The organism is Chromobacterium sphagni (genome assembly GCF_001855555.1).
In the GTDB taxonomy this organism is placed as follows: Bacteria; Pseudomonadota; Gammaproteobacteria; order Burkholderiales; family Chromobacteriaceae; genus Chromobacterium; species Chromobacterium sphagni.
Window position 1 is genome coordinate 25,450 of the sequence record NZ_MKCT01000013.1, and the last position, 15,671, is coordinate 41,120.

Sequence of the window (15,671 nt, forward strand, 5' to 3'; positions counted from 1 at the left end):
CGCCCGCTGCTCGGCGGACGGCTCCGGCTTGCGCCAGGTTCAGTTCTTGGCCGCCGCCTTGCTTTCATAGCGGCGCGACCATTCCTGCAGGATGGCGTCGCGGTTTTTCGCCGCCCAGGAGAAATTGTTCTTCGACAGGCGCTTGGCGTAGTCGACCGGAATGTACGGGTTCTGCTTGGCCACGCCAGGCATCGCCAGCACCGCGTAGTTCTTCTCGTACTGCTGCATCGCCGGCAGGCTGGCCGAGAAATCGGCCAGCTTCTTGGCGGCCTCCAGATTCCGGGTGCCCTTGATGATGGCGGTGGCTTCCAGATCCCAGCCCAGGCCTTCCTTGGGGTAGATCAGGTCTATCGGCGCGCCTTGCGCCTTCAGCTCGGCGCCGCGGTATTCAAACGAGATGCCTATGGGGAATTCGCCGGTGGCGGCCATCTTGCATGGCTTGGAGCCGGAATGGACGTACTGCGCCATGTTGACGTGCAGCTTGTCCATATAGTCCCAGCCTTGTTTCTCGCCCATCATCTGCAGCCAGGCGGACACATCCAGGTAGCCGGTGCCGGACGAGGCCGGGTGCGGCATCACGATCTGGCCTTTGTAGACCGGCTTGAGCAAATCGGCCCAGCTCTCCGGCCTGGGCAGGTTCTTTTTGGCGGCTTCCACCGTGTTGAAACAGATGGTGGCGGCCCACACGTCCATGCCGGTCCACTTCGGCGGCCTGGCCTTGTCGACGAACTGCGGGCTGAGCTTTTCCACGCCCTTAGGCGCGTAAGCCTGCAACATGCCCTGCTGGTCCAGGATCATCAGGCTGGTGGCCGCCAGCCCCCACACCGCGTCGGCCTGAGGACGGTTCTTTTCCGACAGCAGCTTGGCGGTGATGATGCCGGTGGACTCGCGCACCCAGCGGATTTCGATGTCCGGATTGACCTTCTCGAACGCCTCCTTGTAATCCTTGACCTGGTCGGCCTCCAGCGCGGTGTACACCGTCAGCGTGGTTTTGGCGTAAGCCAGCGGGGACAACAGTCCGGACACGGCCAGACCGACTGCGACTGCCATCTGCTTCTTCATGACGATGCTCCTTTGTTTAGACGTATAGACAAATTTGCCTACACACTGCGCCTGCTGAAATCACAGCCGCCACGGTAAGGGGCTTCGATGACTCGCCGGTGAAATCCAGGTGAATCTTGTTTTGCCGCACTAGACCAATTCGCGGAAAACCGCCCGGCCCCAGAAACCGCGGCCGGGTCCTGGCGCAACAACCCTGAAAATCAAACCGCATCAACTACTATGACAGAATGGGATTGAGCAGAAGAAAGCATGATCTTGGGCCGCATTCTTGACAGCATCGCCATCCGTCTGATGGCGCTGGCGATGCTGGTCGTCCTCACCGGTTCCTTCACGCGCTATTACGCGTTGAGCAACTTCCTTTATGAGGACCTGGGCAAAGTGGTGGAAAGCCAGCAGTTGATGCTGGCCAACTACGTCGCGCGCGACATCAACGACAAGATTTCACAAAGAGAGGATCTGCTGATCCACTTGGCCATGGTGCTACCTCCCGAGCTGCTGAATCGCCCGCCGCAATTGCGCAACTGGTTGAAGGAGCATTACCAGTACCAGCCGCTATTTTCCGTCGGACTATTCGTGGTGGGGCCAGACGGCCGCGCCATCGCCGACTACCCTCCCAGGCCCGACCGGCTGATCGTCGGCTACGGCGACCGCGACTACATCCGCGCGGCGCTGCGCGGCCAGCCCTATATCGGCCGGGCCGTGGTGGGCCGCATATCCAGGGTGCCGGTGCTGCCGATCGCGGCGCCCATACTCGGCGCGGACAAGAAAGTGAAAGCAGCGCTGGTGGGCGTCACCGCGCTGGCGGCGCCCAACTTTCTCGATCTGCTGCAACATACCCATATTGGCAACCATATCGACAGCTTCCTGCTGATCTCGCCGCGCGACCGCCAGTTCGTCTCCTCCTCGCAACCGGACATGATACTGCAGCCCTTGCCGCCACCTGGCGTCAACCCCTTGCACGACAAGGCGATGGCGGGCTTCCGCGGCGCCGGCATCACGACCAACGCCAAGGGGGAGGAAGAAGTCAGCGCCATCGCGTCCGTTCCCCGCGCCGGCTGGTTCGTGGTGGCCCGCCTGCCCAGCAGCGAGGCCTTCGCCACCGTGGAGCGCGTCAAGAGCTTCACGCTGCGCAACACCATCGCCGCGTTGGCGGCCTTCACCGTGATCTGCGGCGGCGGCCTGTACATCGTGCTGCGGCCGCTGTTCCTGGCCGCGCGCCACGCCGACCGCATGACCCGGGGCGAACTGCCGATGGAGCCGATGCCCATCCAGCGCAATGACGAGGTGGGCCATCTGATCGCGGCCTTCAACCGCCTGCTACACAAGCTCAACGATCAGCAGGAGGAACTGGCCCGCATGGCGCATCACGATTCTCTGACCGGCCTGCCCAATCGTTCGCTGCTATCCGATCGCCTGCACATGGCGCTGGCGCAGGCGCAGCGCAAGCGCTGCGGCGTAGCGCTGCTGTTCATGGATCTGGATGGCTTCAAGCTCATCAACGACAATCTGGGCCACAGGGCCGGCGACAAGGTGCTGTGGCAGGTGGCGCAACGCCTGTCCAATGTCGTGCGCCAAACCGACACGCTGGCGCGCATAGGCGGCGACGAATTCGTGCTGCTGCTCAGCGACCTGGACGACAACGCCGAGGAAATCGCCAATACCGTCGCCCAGAAATGCATCGCCGTATTCGACGCTCCCTTCCTGATAGCCGGCAACGCCTGTACTTTGGGCATTTCCATCGGCATTGCGTTGGGCGATGGGCTGAGCACCTCGGACAGCCTGCTGCAAGCCGCGGACCAGGCGATGTACCACGTCAAGAAAAGCGGCCACAGCGGCAGCGAAATCATCCGCATATGAAACCCGCCGCATATTGCCGCCGCTCGCCCGAAAACACACCGAGCGATCGGCAAAGACAGGCCAGAGCGTGGTTGCAACCGCCCGCCGCTAACGGATGCTTCCGGAAACCGCGCGCCTCCCCCGGCGAAAGCCGATATCCATCCTGGAAGTCCGCTGGCCGAAAACTATGCATTTTCCTGCGCCGTCCCGCCTTGGCCAATGCCTAGGCAGCCTGCGGACAATAGCCGGATGCGGGCCATGAAATTGAATTCAAATTGTCCACAGCAAAATCATTAAAATAAAACCGCCGCTCGTTCATGCCCTTTTCCACGCAATCCTCCGACTTGCTCCGCACAACATGTCCTGATACTGGGCGCGCGCTCCGCCGCATGCCTGAAATGGGCCCGCGCCTTTCGCGCCACCGGCTGGCGGGTAAGCGCGGCGGACTCTCTGCGCTGGCCGGCGAGCCGTTTCAGCGGCGCGGTTGACGCCGATATCCGGCTGCCCGAGCCCCGCGCCAATTCCCAAAACTGGCGAGCTGCGCTGCAAAAACTGGTGGAAAACCAGGCGGTCGACCTGATCCTGCCGATCTGCGAGGAGGTGTTCTACCTGGCGCACTGGCGCGACAGCCTGGCCACCCTGCGCCAGCTACATCACAAACTCAGTTTCGCCAGAATGACCGCCGACTGGCCCGCTCCGGCTCCGGAAACCAGGCTGCTGGAATCGCCAGACGCGGTTGCCCGGCTGTTGCGGGCCTCCCCCGGCTGGATCTTCAAACCCGCTTACTCCCGTCTTGCCAGCCAAACCCTGCCGCGCTCCAGCCAAAAGGCGCTGGGCAGAATACGCCCTACCCTGGTCCAGCCTTGGGCCGCGCAGCGTTATGTTCCAGGGGGCGAGCGCCGCAGCTACCGCCCATGCCTGCCACCAGCGGCCAGGTGGCCTTCGACTTCATCAAAACCGCCAATGGCAGCTGCGACGTGCTGGAGTGCAATCCGCGCGCCACCAGCGCCTTCCATCTGTTCCACAATCTGCCGCAACAGCTGGCGGCGGCGTTGCTGGGCGATATTCCGCCAGGAGAGACACTGCGGCCTAGCACCGGGCTTAGTGCCATGAAACCGGCAAGCGCTGGACGATTGATGCGGTAGCCAAGCGGACAGGGAGGACAAGGCGCACTATGCTGACATATCGGCGCAGCGGCGCCGACCAACCGGTTTCCGACATCCGAGGCATCTTCGCCATGAGCCTGCTGCAAAACATCAAAGTCGGGCCGCGCCTGGCCGTTTCCTTCATGGTGCTGCTGGCCATCCTGCTGGCGGTCAGCGCCAGCGTCTGGAACGGCCTGTCGCGCATCGAGGGCAGCACCCGGCATATCGTCGGCAACGACGCCAGCAAGCTGCAGGTGGCGGCGGAGTTGGACCGCCACTCGCAAAACGCCGCCCTGCTGCTGCTGCAGATCATCTCCACCCCTGACCAGCCGCAGCGCGTCCCGCTTTACGCCGCGATGGACGAGGCCAACCGCCATGCCAACGAGGCCTTCCAGCGCCTGAAGGCGCTGCCCTGGACGCCGGAGCAGGCGCCCCCCCTGCAACAGCTGTCCGATCTGCGCGCCCGCTACAGCGCCGCCTTCAGCGATACGGTGGATTTGGTGGAATCGAACGACCCCGCGGCGCTGGCGCGGCAGTACGCCAGCCAGACCCGGCCGGCGCTGCAGCAGCTGCTGGCCGCCACCACCGCGCTCTCCGCCACCCAGCAGGGCGACATGAACAGCGAACTGGCCGGCGTGCTGTCCCTGATGGGCGATACCCGACTGCTGCTCTTGATCTTCAGCGCCGTCGCCGTCGCAGCCGGCCTGCTGCTGTCCTGGAGCGTCACCCGCAGCATCACCGGGCCGCTGGAGCACAGCGTGGCGGTGATGGGCGCGATGGCCCAGGGCGATTTGCGCAGCAAGGTGAGCATCCGCGGCAGGGACGAAACCTCGCTGATGCTAGGCCGGATGTCGCAGATGCAGGCGCATCTGGCGGCGCTGGTGCAGGAATTGCGCCACTCCGCCAATATCGTCGCCGACACCGCGGCTTCCACCCGCTCGGGCGCGGTGGAGGTGGCGAGCGGAGTGGAGCGGCAACAGGTGGAAATCCATCAGATCAACGCCGTGGTGGAGGCATTCGCCGGCAAGCTGCATAGCGCCGCGCATACCGCCATCCAGGCGCAGGACCGCGCCAAGAGCGCCGCCGCGCTGGCCCAGCGCGGACAAAGCCTGATCCAGACCGCCTCCAGCGAGATCACGGCGATCGCCGGCCAGATCCAGGGCAGCGCGGCGGCGATGGACGCCTTGCGCCAGCGCGCCAATTCGATGCGCGACATGATAGAGGCGGTGACAGACATCGCCGACCAGACCAATATGCTGGCGCTGAACGCCGCCATCGAGGCCGCGCGCGCCGGCGAATTGGGCCGCGGCTTCGCCGTGGTGGCCGACGAGGTGCGCCGGCTGGCCGACCGCACCGCCAAGGCCACGCGCGAAATCAACGACGTGATCTCGGCGATAGACAATCAGACCACCGAGGCGATGGTGCAGATAGAACAGGGGCAAAAGGAAATGGCGCGCGGCGTGGACATGATCCGCGAAATCGTCGAACCGCTGACCGAGCTGAAAGAAGGCGCCACCGAAACCGCCAGCGAACTGGACCGGCTGGTAGCGAATATCGCCGAACAGGTGAGCGAAAGCCAGGTGATCGCGCACAGCGTCGCCACCATCGCCCAGTCGGCCGACGAAAGCCTGCATGCCACGCAGGGCGCCAGGCAGAACAGCACTCAGTTGCTGGAAGTGAGCAACACGCTGTAGAACCAGATGCGCCGCTTCGTGCTGGACAGCTGAAGCGCATGGCCGGGCTGCCATCTAGCGGCCCGGTTCACCGCTCCGACGCCCGCAGCCCCAGCAGATCCAGCAGATCCAGCAGCCGCTCCCCCGCCTCAGCCAACCCGCCGTCGTTGACCAGCACCGCGCAGCCCTCCGGCGGCGTGAACGCCCGCGCCTCCTCCAGCCGGCGCGCAATCGCCTCGGCCGGCTCGCGGCCGCGCGCCGCCAGCCGGGAGGCCAGCACCGCCGGACTGGCGGTGATCCACAAGGGCCGCAAGGAGGGAAAGCGCTGGGCCGCCAGCGGCAGCGACGAGCGCGAGCCATTGACCACCACGTCCAGCCCCTGCCGCAGCCACAGCGCCGCCTCCACGCCCAGGCCGTAGGCCAGACCGTTGCGCCGCCAGGCCAGCGCGAAACAGCCGGCGCGCTCGCGCTGGTCAAACTCCTCCAGGCTCAGCGCCACGTGATTCTCGCCGCCGGCATCGGCCGGACGGGTGATGTAGCGGTGGGCGAACATCAGCCTGCCGTCCGCCGGCAGCCGCTGCCTGACATAGGCCAGCAGGCTGTCCTTGCCCGCTCCGGAGGGGCCGATCACATACCACAGCGTTCCCGCTTCAGCAGCCATAGCGCTCCACCTCGCCGTCAAAGCCGCAGTGGGCGAGATAGCGGAACGGCCCGCCCTGCTCTCTCTCGACAAACAAGGCGATGCCGTCGACCAGGGCCGGCTCCAGCCCGGCAAAGTGCCGCCGCGCCGCCGCCTCCAGGCTGGCGGCCAAACCTGAATCGCGCGCCAGCGCCGCGGTCAGCGTCAGGTGGAAGCGGAACTGCTCGAACACATAGGGATAGCCCCAGCGCCGGCACAGAGCCTGTTGGCGCGCGTCCAGCCCCTGCCGCGGCTTGGGCGGCCGGCCGCGGTCGGCCCATGGATCCAGCGCCACGGTGCAGACGGCGGCCAGCTCCTCCAGCTCGGCCGGCGCCGCGCTCGGCCGCAGCGCCAGAAAATCGTCCAGCCAGTCCACCCGCAGCGCCAACGCGAAAGGGGTGAAGCGCGCGGCCAGTTGGGAGACGCTGTCGATCAGCCGCGCCTCGTCCGCCGCCGGGCTCAACTCAAACGGCGCCTTCAAGGTGGCGTGCCAACCGTAGCGGGCGGCGTCGCGGGTGATATCCGCCTGCGTGAACGGCGGAACGCCATCCAGAACCGGTGGCGCCAGAGGCTGGCCGGCGGCGGCGTCCCGGCCCAGCCAGCGACTGCCGGCGCGCCACAGCGCGGAATCCGGCCTGGGCGCGTAATACAGCGCGTAGCGCATCAGTCGTCCTCCATCACCAGTTGCACCAGATCGCCGTTGAAGCAGGTGATGCCGTACTGCACCGGCCTGCCGTCCGGATCGACGTTCAGCGACTTCACATGCAATACCGGCCGGTTCTTGGGTATGCCCAGATAATCCACCGTCTCGCCATCCGGCAGACGGGCGGTGACGCGGGTGAAGCGGCGGGTGTAGTCGTTGACGCCGAACTCGCGCAGCGTGCGCGTCACCGAGCGCTGCCGCTGGTAGACCTGCGGCAGGCCGGCGAAGCGCGCCGCCGGGAAGAACAGCGTGGCGCAGTCCACCACCCGCGTCTCCACCCGGCTGAGCGTCTTGATGCGGAACAGCTCGTCGCCCACCGCCACCTCCAGCAAGGCCGCCAGTTCGGCGTTGGCTGGCACCGTGTCGCTCAGCAAGACATCTATGTCGGAGCTGAGGTTCTGCCGCGCCATGTTCTGGGAGAAGCGGGTGCGCCTGCTGATGGCGTAGTCGATGGCGTTGTCCTGCACGAAGGTGCCGCGCCCCTGCTCCACCCGCAACAGGCCGCGCTCCACCAGCGTGGCCACCGCGCGGCGTATGGTGTGGCGGTTGACGGCGAAGCGTTCCGCCAGTTGCAGCTCCGTCGGCAGCTGCGCGCCGGCCTGCAATGCTCCGCTGGCGATTTCGGCCGCCAGGCTGTCTTCTATCTGCCGCCAGACGGCGACGCCGGAACCTCTTTCTATCATCGCAACCCTCCCTGTTGTCCTGCACCGGCAAAGGTCTAGTCACGCCGTCAAAACGTCACAAAAACTTCATCGCCGCATGCTGTTTGTCCTTGGTTGAGCGCCATTATCATGCATACGTCTATACGTTTATATGAATCTTTCTTGAACCATGAGGCATACGATGGACACCCCGACAAGACAACGCTGGCTCTCCGTGCTGGCCAACAGCCCGCGTCCGCGGCTGGAAAGCCTGCTGTCTCCCGCCCTGCCGCCGGCCGAGCATTGCCAGTGGCTGCGCCGCGCCGAAACCGGGCTGGTGATGCTGCAGGGCCGCAGCGGCGGGACCGGCGCCCGCTTCAATCTGGGCGAAGCGGCCGTCAGCCGCGCCAGCTGCCAGATAGCCGGCCGGCTGGGCCACGGCTGGGTGCGCGGCAGCGACGGCCTCCACGCCGAACTGATCGCCCAGGCCGACGCGCTGTTGCAAGACCCGCAACAGCGGCAGCGGCTGCTGAGCTTATGGATAACGCCCCTGGAAGCCGAACTGGCGGCGCGCCGCGAAAGCGCCGCGCGCGAGGCCGCCGCCAGCAAGGTGGAGTTTTTCACCATGGTGCGGGGGGAATGACCATGCGCGCCGCTTTTGCCGATCCCGTCGCCCACGCCCAGCAGATCTTCCGCCACGCGCTTGCCGCCCTGGCCGAACCTATGCTGCCGCAGACGCTGTCCATCCTGCCGCCGGCCCTGCCCGGCCTCAAGGCCGGCACCGCCGCCCTGCTGTACACGCTGCTGGACCAGGATGTCGGCGTCTGGCTGCCGGCGCTGCCGGACGACACCGTCGCCAGCCTGCGCTTTCACACCGGCATGCGGCTGGTGGATTTGCCGGAACAGGCCGATTTCATCGTCGTCGCCCAGGGCATGCCGCTGCCCGACCTGGCCAGCCTCAAGGCCGGCAGCGCCGAATACCCTGACCGCTCCGCCACCTTGCTGATCGAAACCGCCGGTTTCAATCAAGACCAAGTGGAAGGCAGCGGCCCCGGCTTCCAGACGCCGCGCCGCTTCGGCATCGATGGCGCTTCTCCAGGCTTCTGGCGCCAATGGCAAAGCAACCACGCGCGCTTCCCGCTGGGCGTGGACGCGCTGCTGATCACCGACACCCAGCTGGCCGGCCTGCCGCGCAGCGCCGTCATCAAGGAGGGCTGACATGTACGTTGCCGTAAAGGGCGGAGAAACCGCCATCGCCCGCTCCTGGGACTTGCTGGCCGCCGCGCGCCGCGGCGACGAGTCCGTGCCGGAATTGACGCTTGCCCAAATCCGCCAGCAGATGCGGCTGGCGGTGGCGCGGGTGATGCAGGAAGGCTCGCTGTACGACGAGGAACTGGCGGCGCTGGCGCTGAAACAGGCGGCCGGCGACAGCATGGAAGCCATCTTCCTGCTGCGCGCCTTCCGCACCACGCTGCCGCGCTTCGCCAGCAGCCTGCCGCTGGACACCGCCGCGATGCGGGTGCGCCGCCGCGTGTCCGGCACTTTCAAGGACGTGCCTGGCGGCCAGATCCTCGGCCCCACCGCCGACTACACCCAGCGCCTGCTGGACTTTTCCCTGGCAGAGCCGTCCGTTCCGGCTCAGCCGGCGCGTGCCGCCGCGCCGCTGCCGGACGCGCTGCCCTGCGTGCTGGAGGTGCTGGACCGCGAAGGACTGATCGAAGCCGACCTGCCTCCGGCCGGCGACCCGGATCCGGTAGACCTGACCCGCGAACCGCTGATGTTCCCGGCCGGCCGCCCGGCGCGGCTGCAGAACCTGGCGCGCGGCGACGAAGGCTGGCTGCTGGGCCTGGCCTACTCCACCCAGCGCGGCTACGCCGAAAGCCATCCCTTCGCCGGCGAGATCCGCATGGGCGAGGTCAGCGTCTTCGTCTGCCCTGAAGAGCTGGGCTTCGAGATAGACATCGGCGAGATCACGCTGACCGAATGCCAGATGATCAACCAGTTCGGCGGCAGCAAGCGCGCGCCGCCGCAATTCACCCGCGGCTACGGCCTCAGCTTCGGCGAGGCCGAGCGCAAGGCGATGGCGATGGCGCTGGTGGACCGCAGCCTGCGCGCGGAAGAACTGGGCGAAGCCGCCCACGCCCCGGCCCAGCAAGCGGAATTCGCTCTGTGCCACAGCGACAACGTCGAGGCCTCCGGCTTCGTCCAGCATCTGAAGCTGCCGCATTACGTCGACTTCCAGGCCGAGCTGTCGCTGATCCGCGCGCTGCGCGCGCAGAACCCTCAGGAGCCAACCCATGACTGAAGTCCGCAACCACGGCCAGTGGCAGTACAACTTCGGCTTTCTGGACGAAAACACCAAGCGCATGCTGCGCCGCGGGCTGTTGAAGGCGGTGGCCATCCCCGGCTACCAGGTGCCGTTCGGCAGCCGCGAAATGCCGCTGCCCTACGGCTGGGGCACCGGCGGCATCCAGCTGACCGCCAGCATCATAGGCCGCGACGACGTGCTCAAGGTGATAGACCAGGGCGCCGACGACACCACCAACGCCGTCAACATCCGCCGCTTCTTCGCCCGCGTCGCCGGCGTGGCAACCACTAGCCGCACCGTCGAGGCCAGCGTGATCCAGACCCGCCACCGCATTCCGGAAACGCCGCTGGCGGCCGGCCAGATCATGGTGTTCCAGGTTCCGGAGCCGGAACCGCTGCGCACGCTGGAAGCCAGCGAGGTGGAAACCCGCAAGCTGCACGCCCACCAGGAATACGGCCTGATGCACGTCAAGCTGTACGAGGACATCGCCCGCTTCGGCCACATCGCCACCAGCTACGACTACCCGGTGCTGGTGAACAGCAGGTATCTGGCCTCGCCATCGCCGATACCCAAGTTCGACAACCCCAAGCTGGACAGAAGCCCGGCGCTGCTGCTGTTCGGCGCCGGCCGCGAGAAGCGCCTGTACGCGATACCGCCCCATACCCGGGTGGAAAGCCTGGCCTTCGACGACCACCCGTTCGAGGCGCAAAGCTGGCAGCACCGCTGCGCGCTGTGCGCCTCGGACGCAAGCTACCTGGACGAGATCGTCACCGACGACGCCGGCAGCCGGACCTACGTCTGCTCCGACACCGATTACTGCCAGGACCGCCGGCAAGGCCAGGAGAACGCGCAATGAATCAGGCCATACTTTCCGTCAGCGGCCTGGCCAAGGACTACGGCAACGGCCAGGGCTGCTTCGGCATCGATTTCGATCTGTACCAAGGCGAAGTGCTGTGCATAGTCGGCGAATCCGGCTCCGGCAAATCCACGCTGCTGTCCACGCTGGCCGGCCGGCTGGCGGCGGACGCCGGCAGCGTGCGCTTTCGCGACCGCGATGGCCGCAGCCACGAATTGACCAAGCTGGCCGAAGCCGAGCGCCGCCGCCTGGCGCGCAGCGAATGGGGCTTCGTCACTCAGCACGCCCGCGACGGCCTGCGCATGAACGTCTCCGCCGGCGCCAACGTCAGCGAGCGGCTGATGGCGCTGGGCGAGCGCCACTACGGCCGGCTGCGGCAAACCGCCGGCGACTGGCTGGAAAAGGTGGAGATCAGCCGCGAACGGCTGGACGACAGGCCCAGCGCCTTCTCCGGCGGCATGCAGCAGCGGCTGCAGATCGCCCGCAACCTGGTCACCCGGCCGCGGCTGGTGTTCATGGACGAGCCCACCGGCGGGCTGGACGTGTCGGTGCAGGCGCGCTTCCTCGATCTCACCCGCCGCCTGGTGCACGACACCGGCATCGCCGTGATCATGGTCACCCACGATCTGGGCGTGGCGCGGCTGCTGGCGCAGCGCACGCTGGTGATGCAGCGGGGCCGCGTGGTGGAAGCCGGCCTCACCGACCAGATCCTGGACGATCCGCAGCACCCCTACAGCCAGCTCCTGGTGTCCTCCATCCTGCAGGCCTGAAATCATGACGCTACTGATAGACGCATCCCAACTGTCCAAAACCTTCGTCCTGCACCAGCAGGACGAACTGAGATTGCCGGTGCTGGCCGACATCTCACTGCAGGTTGCCGCCGGCGAGTGCGTGGCGCTGGCCGGCCCGTCCGGCGCCGGCAAGAGCACCCTGCTCAAGGCGCTGTACGCCAACTACCTGGTGCAGCGAGGCAGCATCCGCATCCGCCACCACGGCGGCTGGGTGGACATGGCCCGCGCGCTGCCGCATGAAATCGCCGAAGTGCGCCGCCATACGCTGGGCTATGTCAGCCAGTTCCTGCGGGTGATCCCGCGGGTGTCGGCGCTGGACATCGTGGCCGAGCCGCTGCTGGAATGGGGCGCGGCCGAGAACGAGGCCAGGCGAAGCGCCGGCGCATGGCTGGCGCGGCTGAACATCGCCGAGCGGCTGTGGAGCCTGCCCCCGGCAACCTTCTCCGGCGGCGAGCAGCAGCGCGTCAACATCGCGCACGGCATGATCGCGCCGCGCCCCATCCTGCTGCTGGACGAACCCACCGCCTCGCTGGACGCCGCCAACCGCCAGGTGGTTATAGAATTGATGCGCGAGGCGAAGCAGCGCGGCGCGGCGCTGGTGGGCATCTTCCACGACGAATCCACCCGCGACGCCGTCGCCGACCGCATTTTCGACGTGCCGCTGGCCGTCGCACAGGAAACCACCGCATGAAACAGATATTCAACCACGCCCGCCTGATTCTGGCCGACGGCGTCATCGAGCGCGGCGCGCTGGAAATCGACAACGGCGTGATCAGCGCCATCCATCAACAGCCGCTGCCCGCCGGACAAGGAGAAGACCTGGCCGGCGCCGACCTGCTGCCGGGCCTCACCGAAATCCACACCGACAATCTGGAAAAGCACCTGATGCCGCGCAACGGCGTGCTGTGGCCGATACTGCCGGCGGTGATCACCCACGACGCGCAATGCGTGGCCGCCGGCATCACCACGGTGCTGGACGCGCTGGCGGTGGGCGACCTGGAGGGCGAAAGCGTGCGGCTGGACACGCTGCACAGCTCCTTCGCCGCGATAGACCAGGGCATGCGCGGCGACGCGCTGCGCGCCGAGCACCTGTTCCACCTGCGCTGCGAACTGGCCTTCCCGCAGCTGTTGCAAGAACTGGAACCGCTGATCGGCCACCCGGCGGTGAAGCTGGTATCGGTGATGGACCACACTCCAGGCCAGCGCCAGTACCGAGACCTGGAGCAATACAAGAAGTACTACGGCAAGAAAAAGGTGGGCTGGACCGAAGACACCTTCCTCGCCGCGGTTGACGAGCGCCGCGCCAAGCAGGCCGAGTACGCGGCGCGGCACAAGCAGGCGGTAGTGGAGATGGCGCGCACGCGCGGCATCGCGCTGGCCAGCCACGACGACACCGACGCCGGCCATATCGCCGAGGCGCTGCGCGACGGCGTGGCGATCTCGGAATTCCCCACCACGCTGGAGGCGGCCCAGGCCGCCCGCGCGCACGGCGTGCAAACCGTGATGGGCGCGCCCAATGTGGTGCGCGGCGGCTCGCACTCCGGCAATGTGGCCGCTCTGGAACTGGCGCGCCGCGGCCTCCTGGACATCCTGTCGTCCGATTACGTGCCGGCCAGCCTGCTGCACGCCGCCTACTTGCTGGAACGCGAGGCCGGCTGGAGCCTGGACCACGCCATCGCCACCGTCACCGTCAACCCGGCGCGCGCGGTGGGCCTGCACGACCGCGGTCGCATCGCCGTCGGCCAGCGCGCCGACCTGGTAGAAGCGCGCCTGCATGGCGACGTCCCGCTGGTGCGGCAAGTGTGGAAAGCCGGACGGAGGGTGTTCTGATGGACCACAGCATCCGCGCCGTCCGCCAGTTGCTGCTCAGCCACGGCCAGCGGCATTATGGCGAAGCGGTCACCCAGCTGGACCACGCGGTCCAGGCCGCCACGCTGGCGCGCGACTGGGGCTGCGACGATGAAATCGCGCTGGCCGCCTTCCTGCACGACATCGGCCACCTGCTGGAGCATGACGGCTGCCGGAGCATGGGCGGCTACGGCGCGATGGCGCACGACCGGCTGGGGCGCGACTACCTGCTGGAACTGGGCTTTTCGCCGCGGGTCGCGCATCTGGTGGCGATGCACGTGCCGGCCAAGCGCTATCTGTGCGCAGCCGATCCGCAATACCTGGCGCAGTTGTCGCCGGCCAGCGCCGCCACGCTGGACTACCAGGGCGGACCGATGACGGCCGAAGAGGCGGACGCGTTCTCGCAACTGCCGGACCTGGCCGACATCCTGCAACTGCGCCGGCTGGACGAGGCCGCCAAGGACGGCGGCTGGAGTCTGGACCAGGTCGAGTGGATCTGGCCGCTGATGGCCGGGCATCTGGCCAATCAGCGCGCCCAAGCCTGACAAGCGTCGGCAATCGCCAAACTGCCTCGCCGCGGGCATTGCGCCGAGGCGGCCTTTGATTGCGTCACCAGGCCAGCGGGCCCTTCTCGCCATTGGCGTGCTCGCCGTAGTAGAGCGAAGGCAGGAAGCGCGCCAGGCAGCTGAATTCGTTGTAGCAATGCCGCATCAGCTCCAACCCCAGCATGTCCGGCACCCTTTGGCCGGACGCTCCCAGCACGAAACGGCTGCGCAGCACCGCGCCATGGGAGGTATCCCGCGCCAGATGGATCATCTCGCCATCCAAAGGGTCGCCGCTGGCGTCCAGCCTCGGCTCGTCGCCGAATGCGATGCGCGCGCACACCAGCCCCGACACCTCGCGCCGCTTCCATGCGTTCGCCAGCGCCGCGTCGGTGAAGAATAGCTTGGGATCATGAAACTTCAGCACCGCCGCCACCGGCGGAATTTCGCCCAACGACTCCACCGCGCGGACGGTCGCGCCAATGAAACTCACTCCCTTTTCCCTGCTGGCGTCCCAGCCATGCAAGGTGTGATGGTCGTGCGGATGCCACCAACGGATATGCTGGGTGGTATCGAAGAACTTGAACCACCAGTCAAGCATCCTGCCGGCGCAGTTCGGCAGCTCTGTCCGCGCCGCCACCTGCAAACGGCCGTCCGGCAGGCGCTGAATGCCCATTTCCAACGGCATCGGTGCCGGCGACAACATATCGTCATGCAGGCCGGACACAACTGAACATGCGTGTTCCATAGTATTCACAGTACACTCCTTGCGCTTGATAAGCGGCTCAACACCATGGCGGCCTCTGAAGCCTCCATGCCTGGCCAGCAGCCAGGCACCTCCGCCGCACACTTTAATTAAGAAACACAATACGTTTCCATATTGAGCGAGCATGCGCACGATGTCAATCAGAAAACAGGTCTCGCAGCCGGACAACGCCGCGGCGCGCCCCAGAGGCCGCCCCGCCGCTCCCGAGCAAGAAATGAAACAGCAGGTATTGGAAGCCGCTGCCCAGCTGCTGCTGGATAAGGGTTATCACGCCGCCACCATGGAGGCGGTGGCCAAGCAAGCCAAAGTGGCCAAAAAGACGGTTTACCGCTTTGCCGCCAACAGCGAGGAATTGCTGGCCGCCATCATCGACAATTGGACCGAAGCCTTCGCCGCCGCGCTGCAAGCTCCGGCGGCAGACCCGGACAACCTGCAGCAAACTCTGGAAATCCTGCTGGCCACTATTGCCGGCCGCGTGCTGTCGCAACAGGCAGTAGGGATGTTCAGGCTATTGATCAATGACTTTCCGGGACGCGAACAGGCGCTGGCCGCCTATACCGAACATGGCATCCGCCATAGCACCGCCTTGCTGGCCGACTGGCTGGAACGGCAGCGCCGCCGCGGACGGCTGCGATTCGACGATACGGAGACCACTGCGGGCCTGCTGCTGGCGATGACCATAGCGGAGCCGCTGCGGCAGATGGCGCTGGGACTGGCGCCGCCAGGCATGGACGACAAGACGCGCGCCCGCATCCAGGCGGCGGTGAAGTTGTGCTATGCGGGAATGAAGCCGGACGGACGGCAGGATTGACAGTGGGCGG

Annotated in this window: 17 protein-coding genes; 12 read left to right on the top strand and 5 right to left on the bottom strand. The window is 66.6% G+C overall.

Annotation, left to right across the window (positions count from 1 at the left end; all coding sequences use genetic code 11):
• Positions 1-39 precede the first annotated feature (39 nt).
• Positions 40-1,062, bottom strand: coding sequence for a putative 2-aminoethylphosphonate ABC transporter substrate-binding protein (locus tag BI344_RS07435; protein ID WP_071112342.1), 1,023 nt, complete (start codon positions 1,060-1,062; stop codon positions 40-42).
• A 249-nt stretch (positions 1,063-1,311) separates the two neighbouring features.
• On the opposite strand from BI344_RS07435, the gene BI344_RS07440 reads away from it, so the two are divergent.
• From BI344_RS07440 to BI344_RS07450, 3 genes are all read left to right on the top strand, one after another.
• Positions 1,312-2,919 (top strand): GGDEF domain-containing protein, encoded by a 1,608-nt coding sequence (locus BI344_RS07440; RefSeq protein ID WP_071112343.1) that lies wholly within the window; start codon positions 1,312-1,314, stop codon positions 2,917-2,919.
• An 893-nt stretch (positions 2,920-3,812) separates the two neighbouring features.
• Complete coding sequence (locus BI344_RS07445) at positions 3,813-4,043, top strand: hypothetical protein (protein ID WP_071112344.1); 231 nt, start codon at positions 3,813-3,815, stop codon at positions 4,041-4,043.
• Between the two features lie 29 nt (positions 4,044-4,072).
• The gene (locus BI344_RS07450; RefSeq protein WP_071112345.1) at positions 4,073-5,737 is read left to right on the top strand and encodes a methyl-accepting chemotaxis protein; all 1,665 of its coding nucleotides are present in this window, start codon (positions 4,073-4,075) and stop codon (positions 5,735-5,737) included.
• A 67-nt stretch (positions 5,738-5,804) separates the two neighbouring features.
• On the opposite strand, the gene phnN is transcribed toward BI344_RS07450, so the two are convergent.
• From phnN to phnF, 3 genes are read right to left on the bottom strand one after another with little or no spacing between them, the layout of a single operon-like run.
• Positions 5,805-6,377: a phosphonate metabolism protein/1,5-bisphosphokinase (PRPP-forming) PhnN gene (gene phnN / locus BI344_RS07455; RefSeq protein WP_071112346.1), complete on the bottom strand. Its 573-nt coding sequence runs from the start codon at positions 6,375-6,377 to the stop codon at positions 5,805-5,807.
• Positions 6,367-7,059, bottom strand: a complete 693-nt coding sequence (locus BI344_RS07460; protein ID WP_071112347.1) for a DUF1045 domain-containing protein — start codon at positions 7,057-7,059, stop codon at positions 6,367-6,369. Before BI344_RS07460 ends, phnN begins: the two co-directional genes overlap by 11 nt.
• On the bottom strand, positions 7,059-7,781 hold the full coding sequence (gene phnF, locus BI344_RS07465) for a phosphonate metabolism transcriptional regulator PhnF (protein WP_071112348.1): 723 nt from the start codon (positions 7,779-7,781) through the stop codon (positions 7,059-7,061). Before phnF ends, BI344_RS07460 begins: the two co-directional genes overlap by 1 nt.
• A gap of 148 nt (positions 7,782-7,929) precedes the next feature.
• Here phnF and phnG point away from each other — a divergent pair, with 148 nt between their 5' ends.
• From phnG to BI344_RS07505, 8 genes are read left to right on the top strand one after another with little or no spacing between them, the layout of a single operon-like run.
• A complete protein-coding gene (gene phnG, locus BI344_RS07470; RefSeq protein WP_241499277.1) occupies positions 7,930-8,382 on the top strand; it encodes a phosphonate C-P lyase system protein PhnG in 453 nt (150 codons plus the stop codon).
• Positions 8,383-8,384: 2 nt separating this feature from the next.
• Positions 8,385-8,957, top strand: coding sequence for a phosphonate C-P lyase system protein PhnH (gene phnH, locus BI344_RS07475; protein ID WP_158020794.1), 573 nt, complete (start codon positions 8,385-8,387; stop codon positions 8,955-8,957).
• A gap of 1 nt (position 8,958) precedes the next feature.
• Positions 8,959-10,044 carry a carbon-phosphorus lyase complex subunit gene (locus BI344_RS07480; RefSeq protein WP_071112351.1) on the top strand — a complete coding sequence of 362 codons (1,086 nt, stop codon included), beginning with the start codon at positions 8,959-8,961 and terminating at the stop codon, positions 10,042-10,044.
• On the top strand, positions 10,037-10,903 hold the full coding sequence (locus BI344_RS07485; protein WP_071112352.1) for an alpha-D-ribose 1-methylphosphonate 5-phosphate C-P-lyase PhnJ: 867 nt from the start codon (positions 10,037-10,039) through the stop codon (positions 10,901-10,903). Before BI344_RS07480 ends, BI344_RS07485 begins: the two co-directional genes overlap by 8 nt.
• Positions 10,900-11,673 carry a phosphonate C-P lyase system protein PhnK gene (phnK, locus tag BI344_RS07490; RefSeq protein WP_071112353.1) on the top strand — a complete coding sequence of 258 codons (774 nt, stop codon included), beginning with the start codon at positions 10,900-10,902 and terminating at the stop codon, positions 11,671-11,673. Before BI344_RS07485 ends, phnK begins: the two co-directional genes overlap by 4 nt.
• 4 nt (positions 11,674-11,677) lie before the next feature.
• Positions 11,678-12,385, top strand: coding sequence for a phosphonate C-P lyase system protein PhnL (gene phnL / locus BI344_RS07495; protein ID WP_071112354.1), 708 nt, complete (start codon positions 11,678-11,680; stop codon positions 12,383-12,385).
• Positions 12,382-13,524 carry an alpha-D-ribose 1-methylphosphonate 5-triphosphate diphosphatase gene (locus tag BI344_RS07500; protein WP_071112355.1) on the top strand — a complete coding sequence of 381 codons (1,143 nt, stop codon included), beginning with the start codon at positions 12,382-12,384 and terminating at the stop codon, positions 13,522-13,524. The genes phnL and BI344_RS07500 overlap by 4 nt, the downstream gene beginning before the upstream one ends.
• Positions 13,524-14,087 carry a phosphonate degradation HD-domain oxygenase gene (locus BI344_RS07505; protein ID WP_083370118.1) on the top strand — a complete coding sequence of 188 codons (564 nt, stop codon included), beginning with the start codon at positions 13,524-13,526 and terminating at the stop codon, positions 14,085-14,087. Before BI344_RS07500 ends, BI344_RS07505 begins: the two co-directional genes overlap by 1 nt.
• 64 nt (positions 14,088-14,151) lie before the next feature.
• Here BI344_RS07505 and BI344_RS07510 read toward each other — a convergent pair whose 3' ends face one another.
• Positions 14,152-14,832: a DAPG hydrolase family protein gene (locus BI344_RS07510; protein WP_071112356.1), complete on the bottom strand. Its 681-nt coding sequence runs from the start codon at positions 14,830-14,832 to the stop codon at positions 14,152-14,154.
• Between the two features lie 151 nt (positions 14,833-14,983).
• On the opposite strand from BI344_RS07510, the gene BI344_RS07515 reads away from it, so the two are divergent.
• Positions 14,984-15,661, top strand: a complete 678-nt coding sequence (locus BI344_RS07515; RefSeq protein ID WP_071112372.1) for a TetR/AcrR family transcriptional regulator — start codon at positions 14,984-14,986, stop codon at positions 15,659-15,661.
• The last annotated feature ends 10 nt before the right edge of the window (positions 15,662-15,671 follow it).

Excerpts from the sequence above, each read along its gene's own strand:
- BI344_RS07435 (WP_071112342.1), bottom strand. The coding sequence starts at position 1,062 with ATGAAGAAGCAGATGGCAGTCGCAGTCGGTCTGGCCGTGTCCGGACTG.
- BI344_RS07440 (WP_071112343.1), top strand. The coding sequence starts at position 1,312 with ATGATCTTGGGCCGCATTCTTGACAGCATCGCCATCCGTCTGATGGCG.
- BI344_RS07445 (WP_071112344.1), top strand. The coding sequence starts at position 3,813 with ATGCCTGCCACCAGCGGCCAGGTGGCCTTCGACTTCATCAAAACCGCC.
- BI344_RS07450 (WP_071112345.1), top strand. The coding sequence starts at position 4,073 with ATGCTGACATATCGGCGCAGCGGCGCCGACCAACCGGTTTCCGACATC.
- phnN (WP_071112346.1), bottom strand. The coding sequence starts at position 6,377 with ATGGCTGCTGAAGCGGGAACGCTGTGGTATGTGATCGGCCCCTCCGGA.
- BI344_RS07460 (WP_071112347.1), bottom strand. The coding sequence starts at position 7,059 with ATGCGCTACGCGCTGTATTACGCGCCCAGGCCGGATTCCGCGCTGTGG.
- phnF (WP_071112348.1), bottom strand. The coding sequence starts at position 7,781 with ATGATAGAAAGAGGTTCCGGCGTCGCCGTCTGGCGGCAGATAGAAGAC.
- phnG (WP_241499277.1), top strand. The coding sequence starts at position 7,930 with ATGAGGCATACGATGGACACCCCGACAAGACAACGCTGGCTCTCCGTG.
- phnH (WP_158020794.1), top strand. The coding sequence starts at position 8,385 with ATGCGCGCCGCTTTTGCCGATCCCGTCGCCCACGCCCAGCAGATCTTC.
- BI344_RS07480 (WP_071112351.1), top strand. The coding sequence starts at position 8,959 with ATGTACGTTGCCGTAAAGGGCGGAGAAACCGCCATCGCCCGCTCCTGG.
- BI344_RS07485 (WP_071112352.1), top strand. The coding sequence starts at position 10,037 with ATGACTGAAGTCCGCAACCACGGCCAGTGGCAGTACAACTTCGGCTTT.
- phnK (WP_071112353.1), top strand. The coding sequence starts at position 10,900 with ATGAATCAGGCCATACTTTCCGTCAGCGGCCTGGCCAAGGACTACGGC.
- phnL (WP_071112354.1), top strand. The coding sequence starts at position 11,678 with ATGACGCTACTGATAGACGCATCCCAACTGTCCAAAACCTTCGTCCTG.
- BI344_RS07500 (WP_071112355.1), top strand. The coding sequence starts at position 12,382 with ATGAAACAGATATTCAACCACGCCCGCCTGATTCTGGCCGACGGCGTC.
- BI344_RS07505 (WP_083370118.1), top strand. The coding sequence starts at position 13,524 with ATGGACCACAGCATCCGCGCCGTCCGCCAGTTGCTGCTCAGCCACGGC.
- BI344_RS07510 (WP_071112356.1), bottom strand. The coding sequence starts at position 14,832 with ATGGAACACGCATGTTCAGTTGTGTCCGGCCTGCATGACGATATGTTG.
- BI344_RS07515 (WP_071112372.1), top strand. The coding sequence starts at position 14,984 with ATGTCAATCAGAAAACAGGTCTCGCAGCCGGACAACGCCGCGGCGCGC.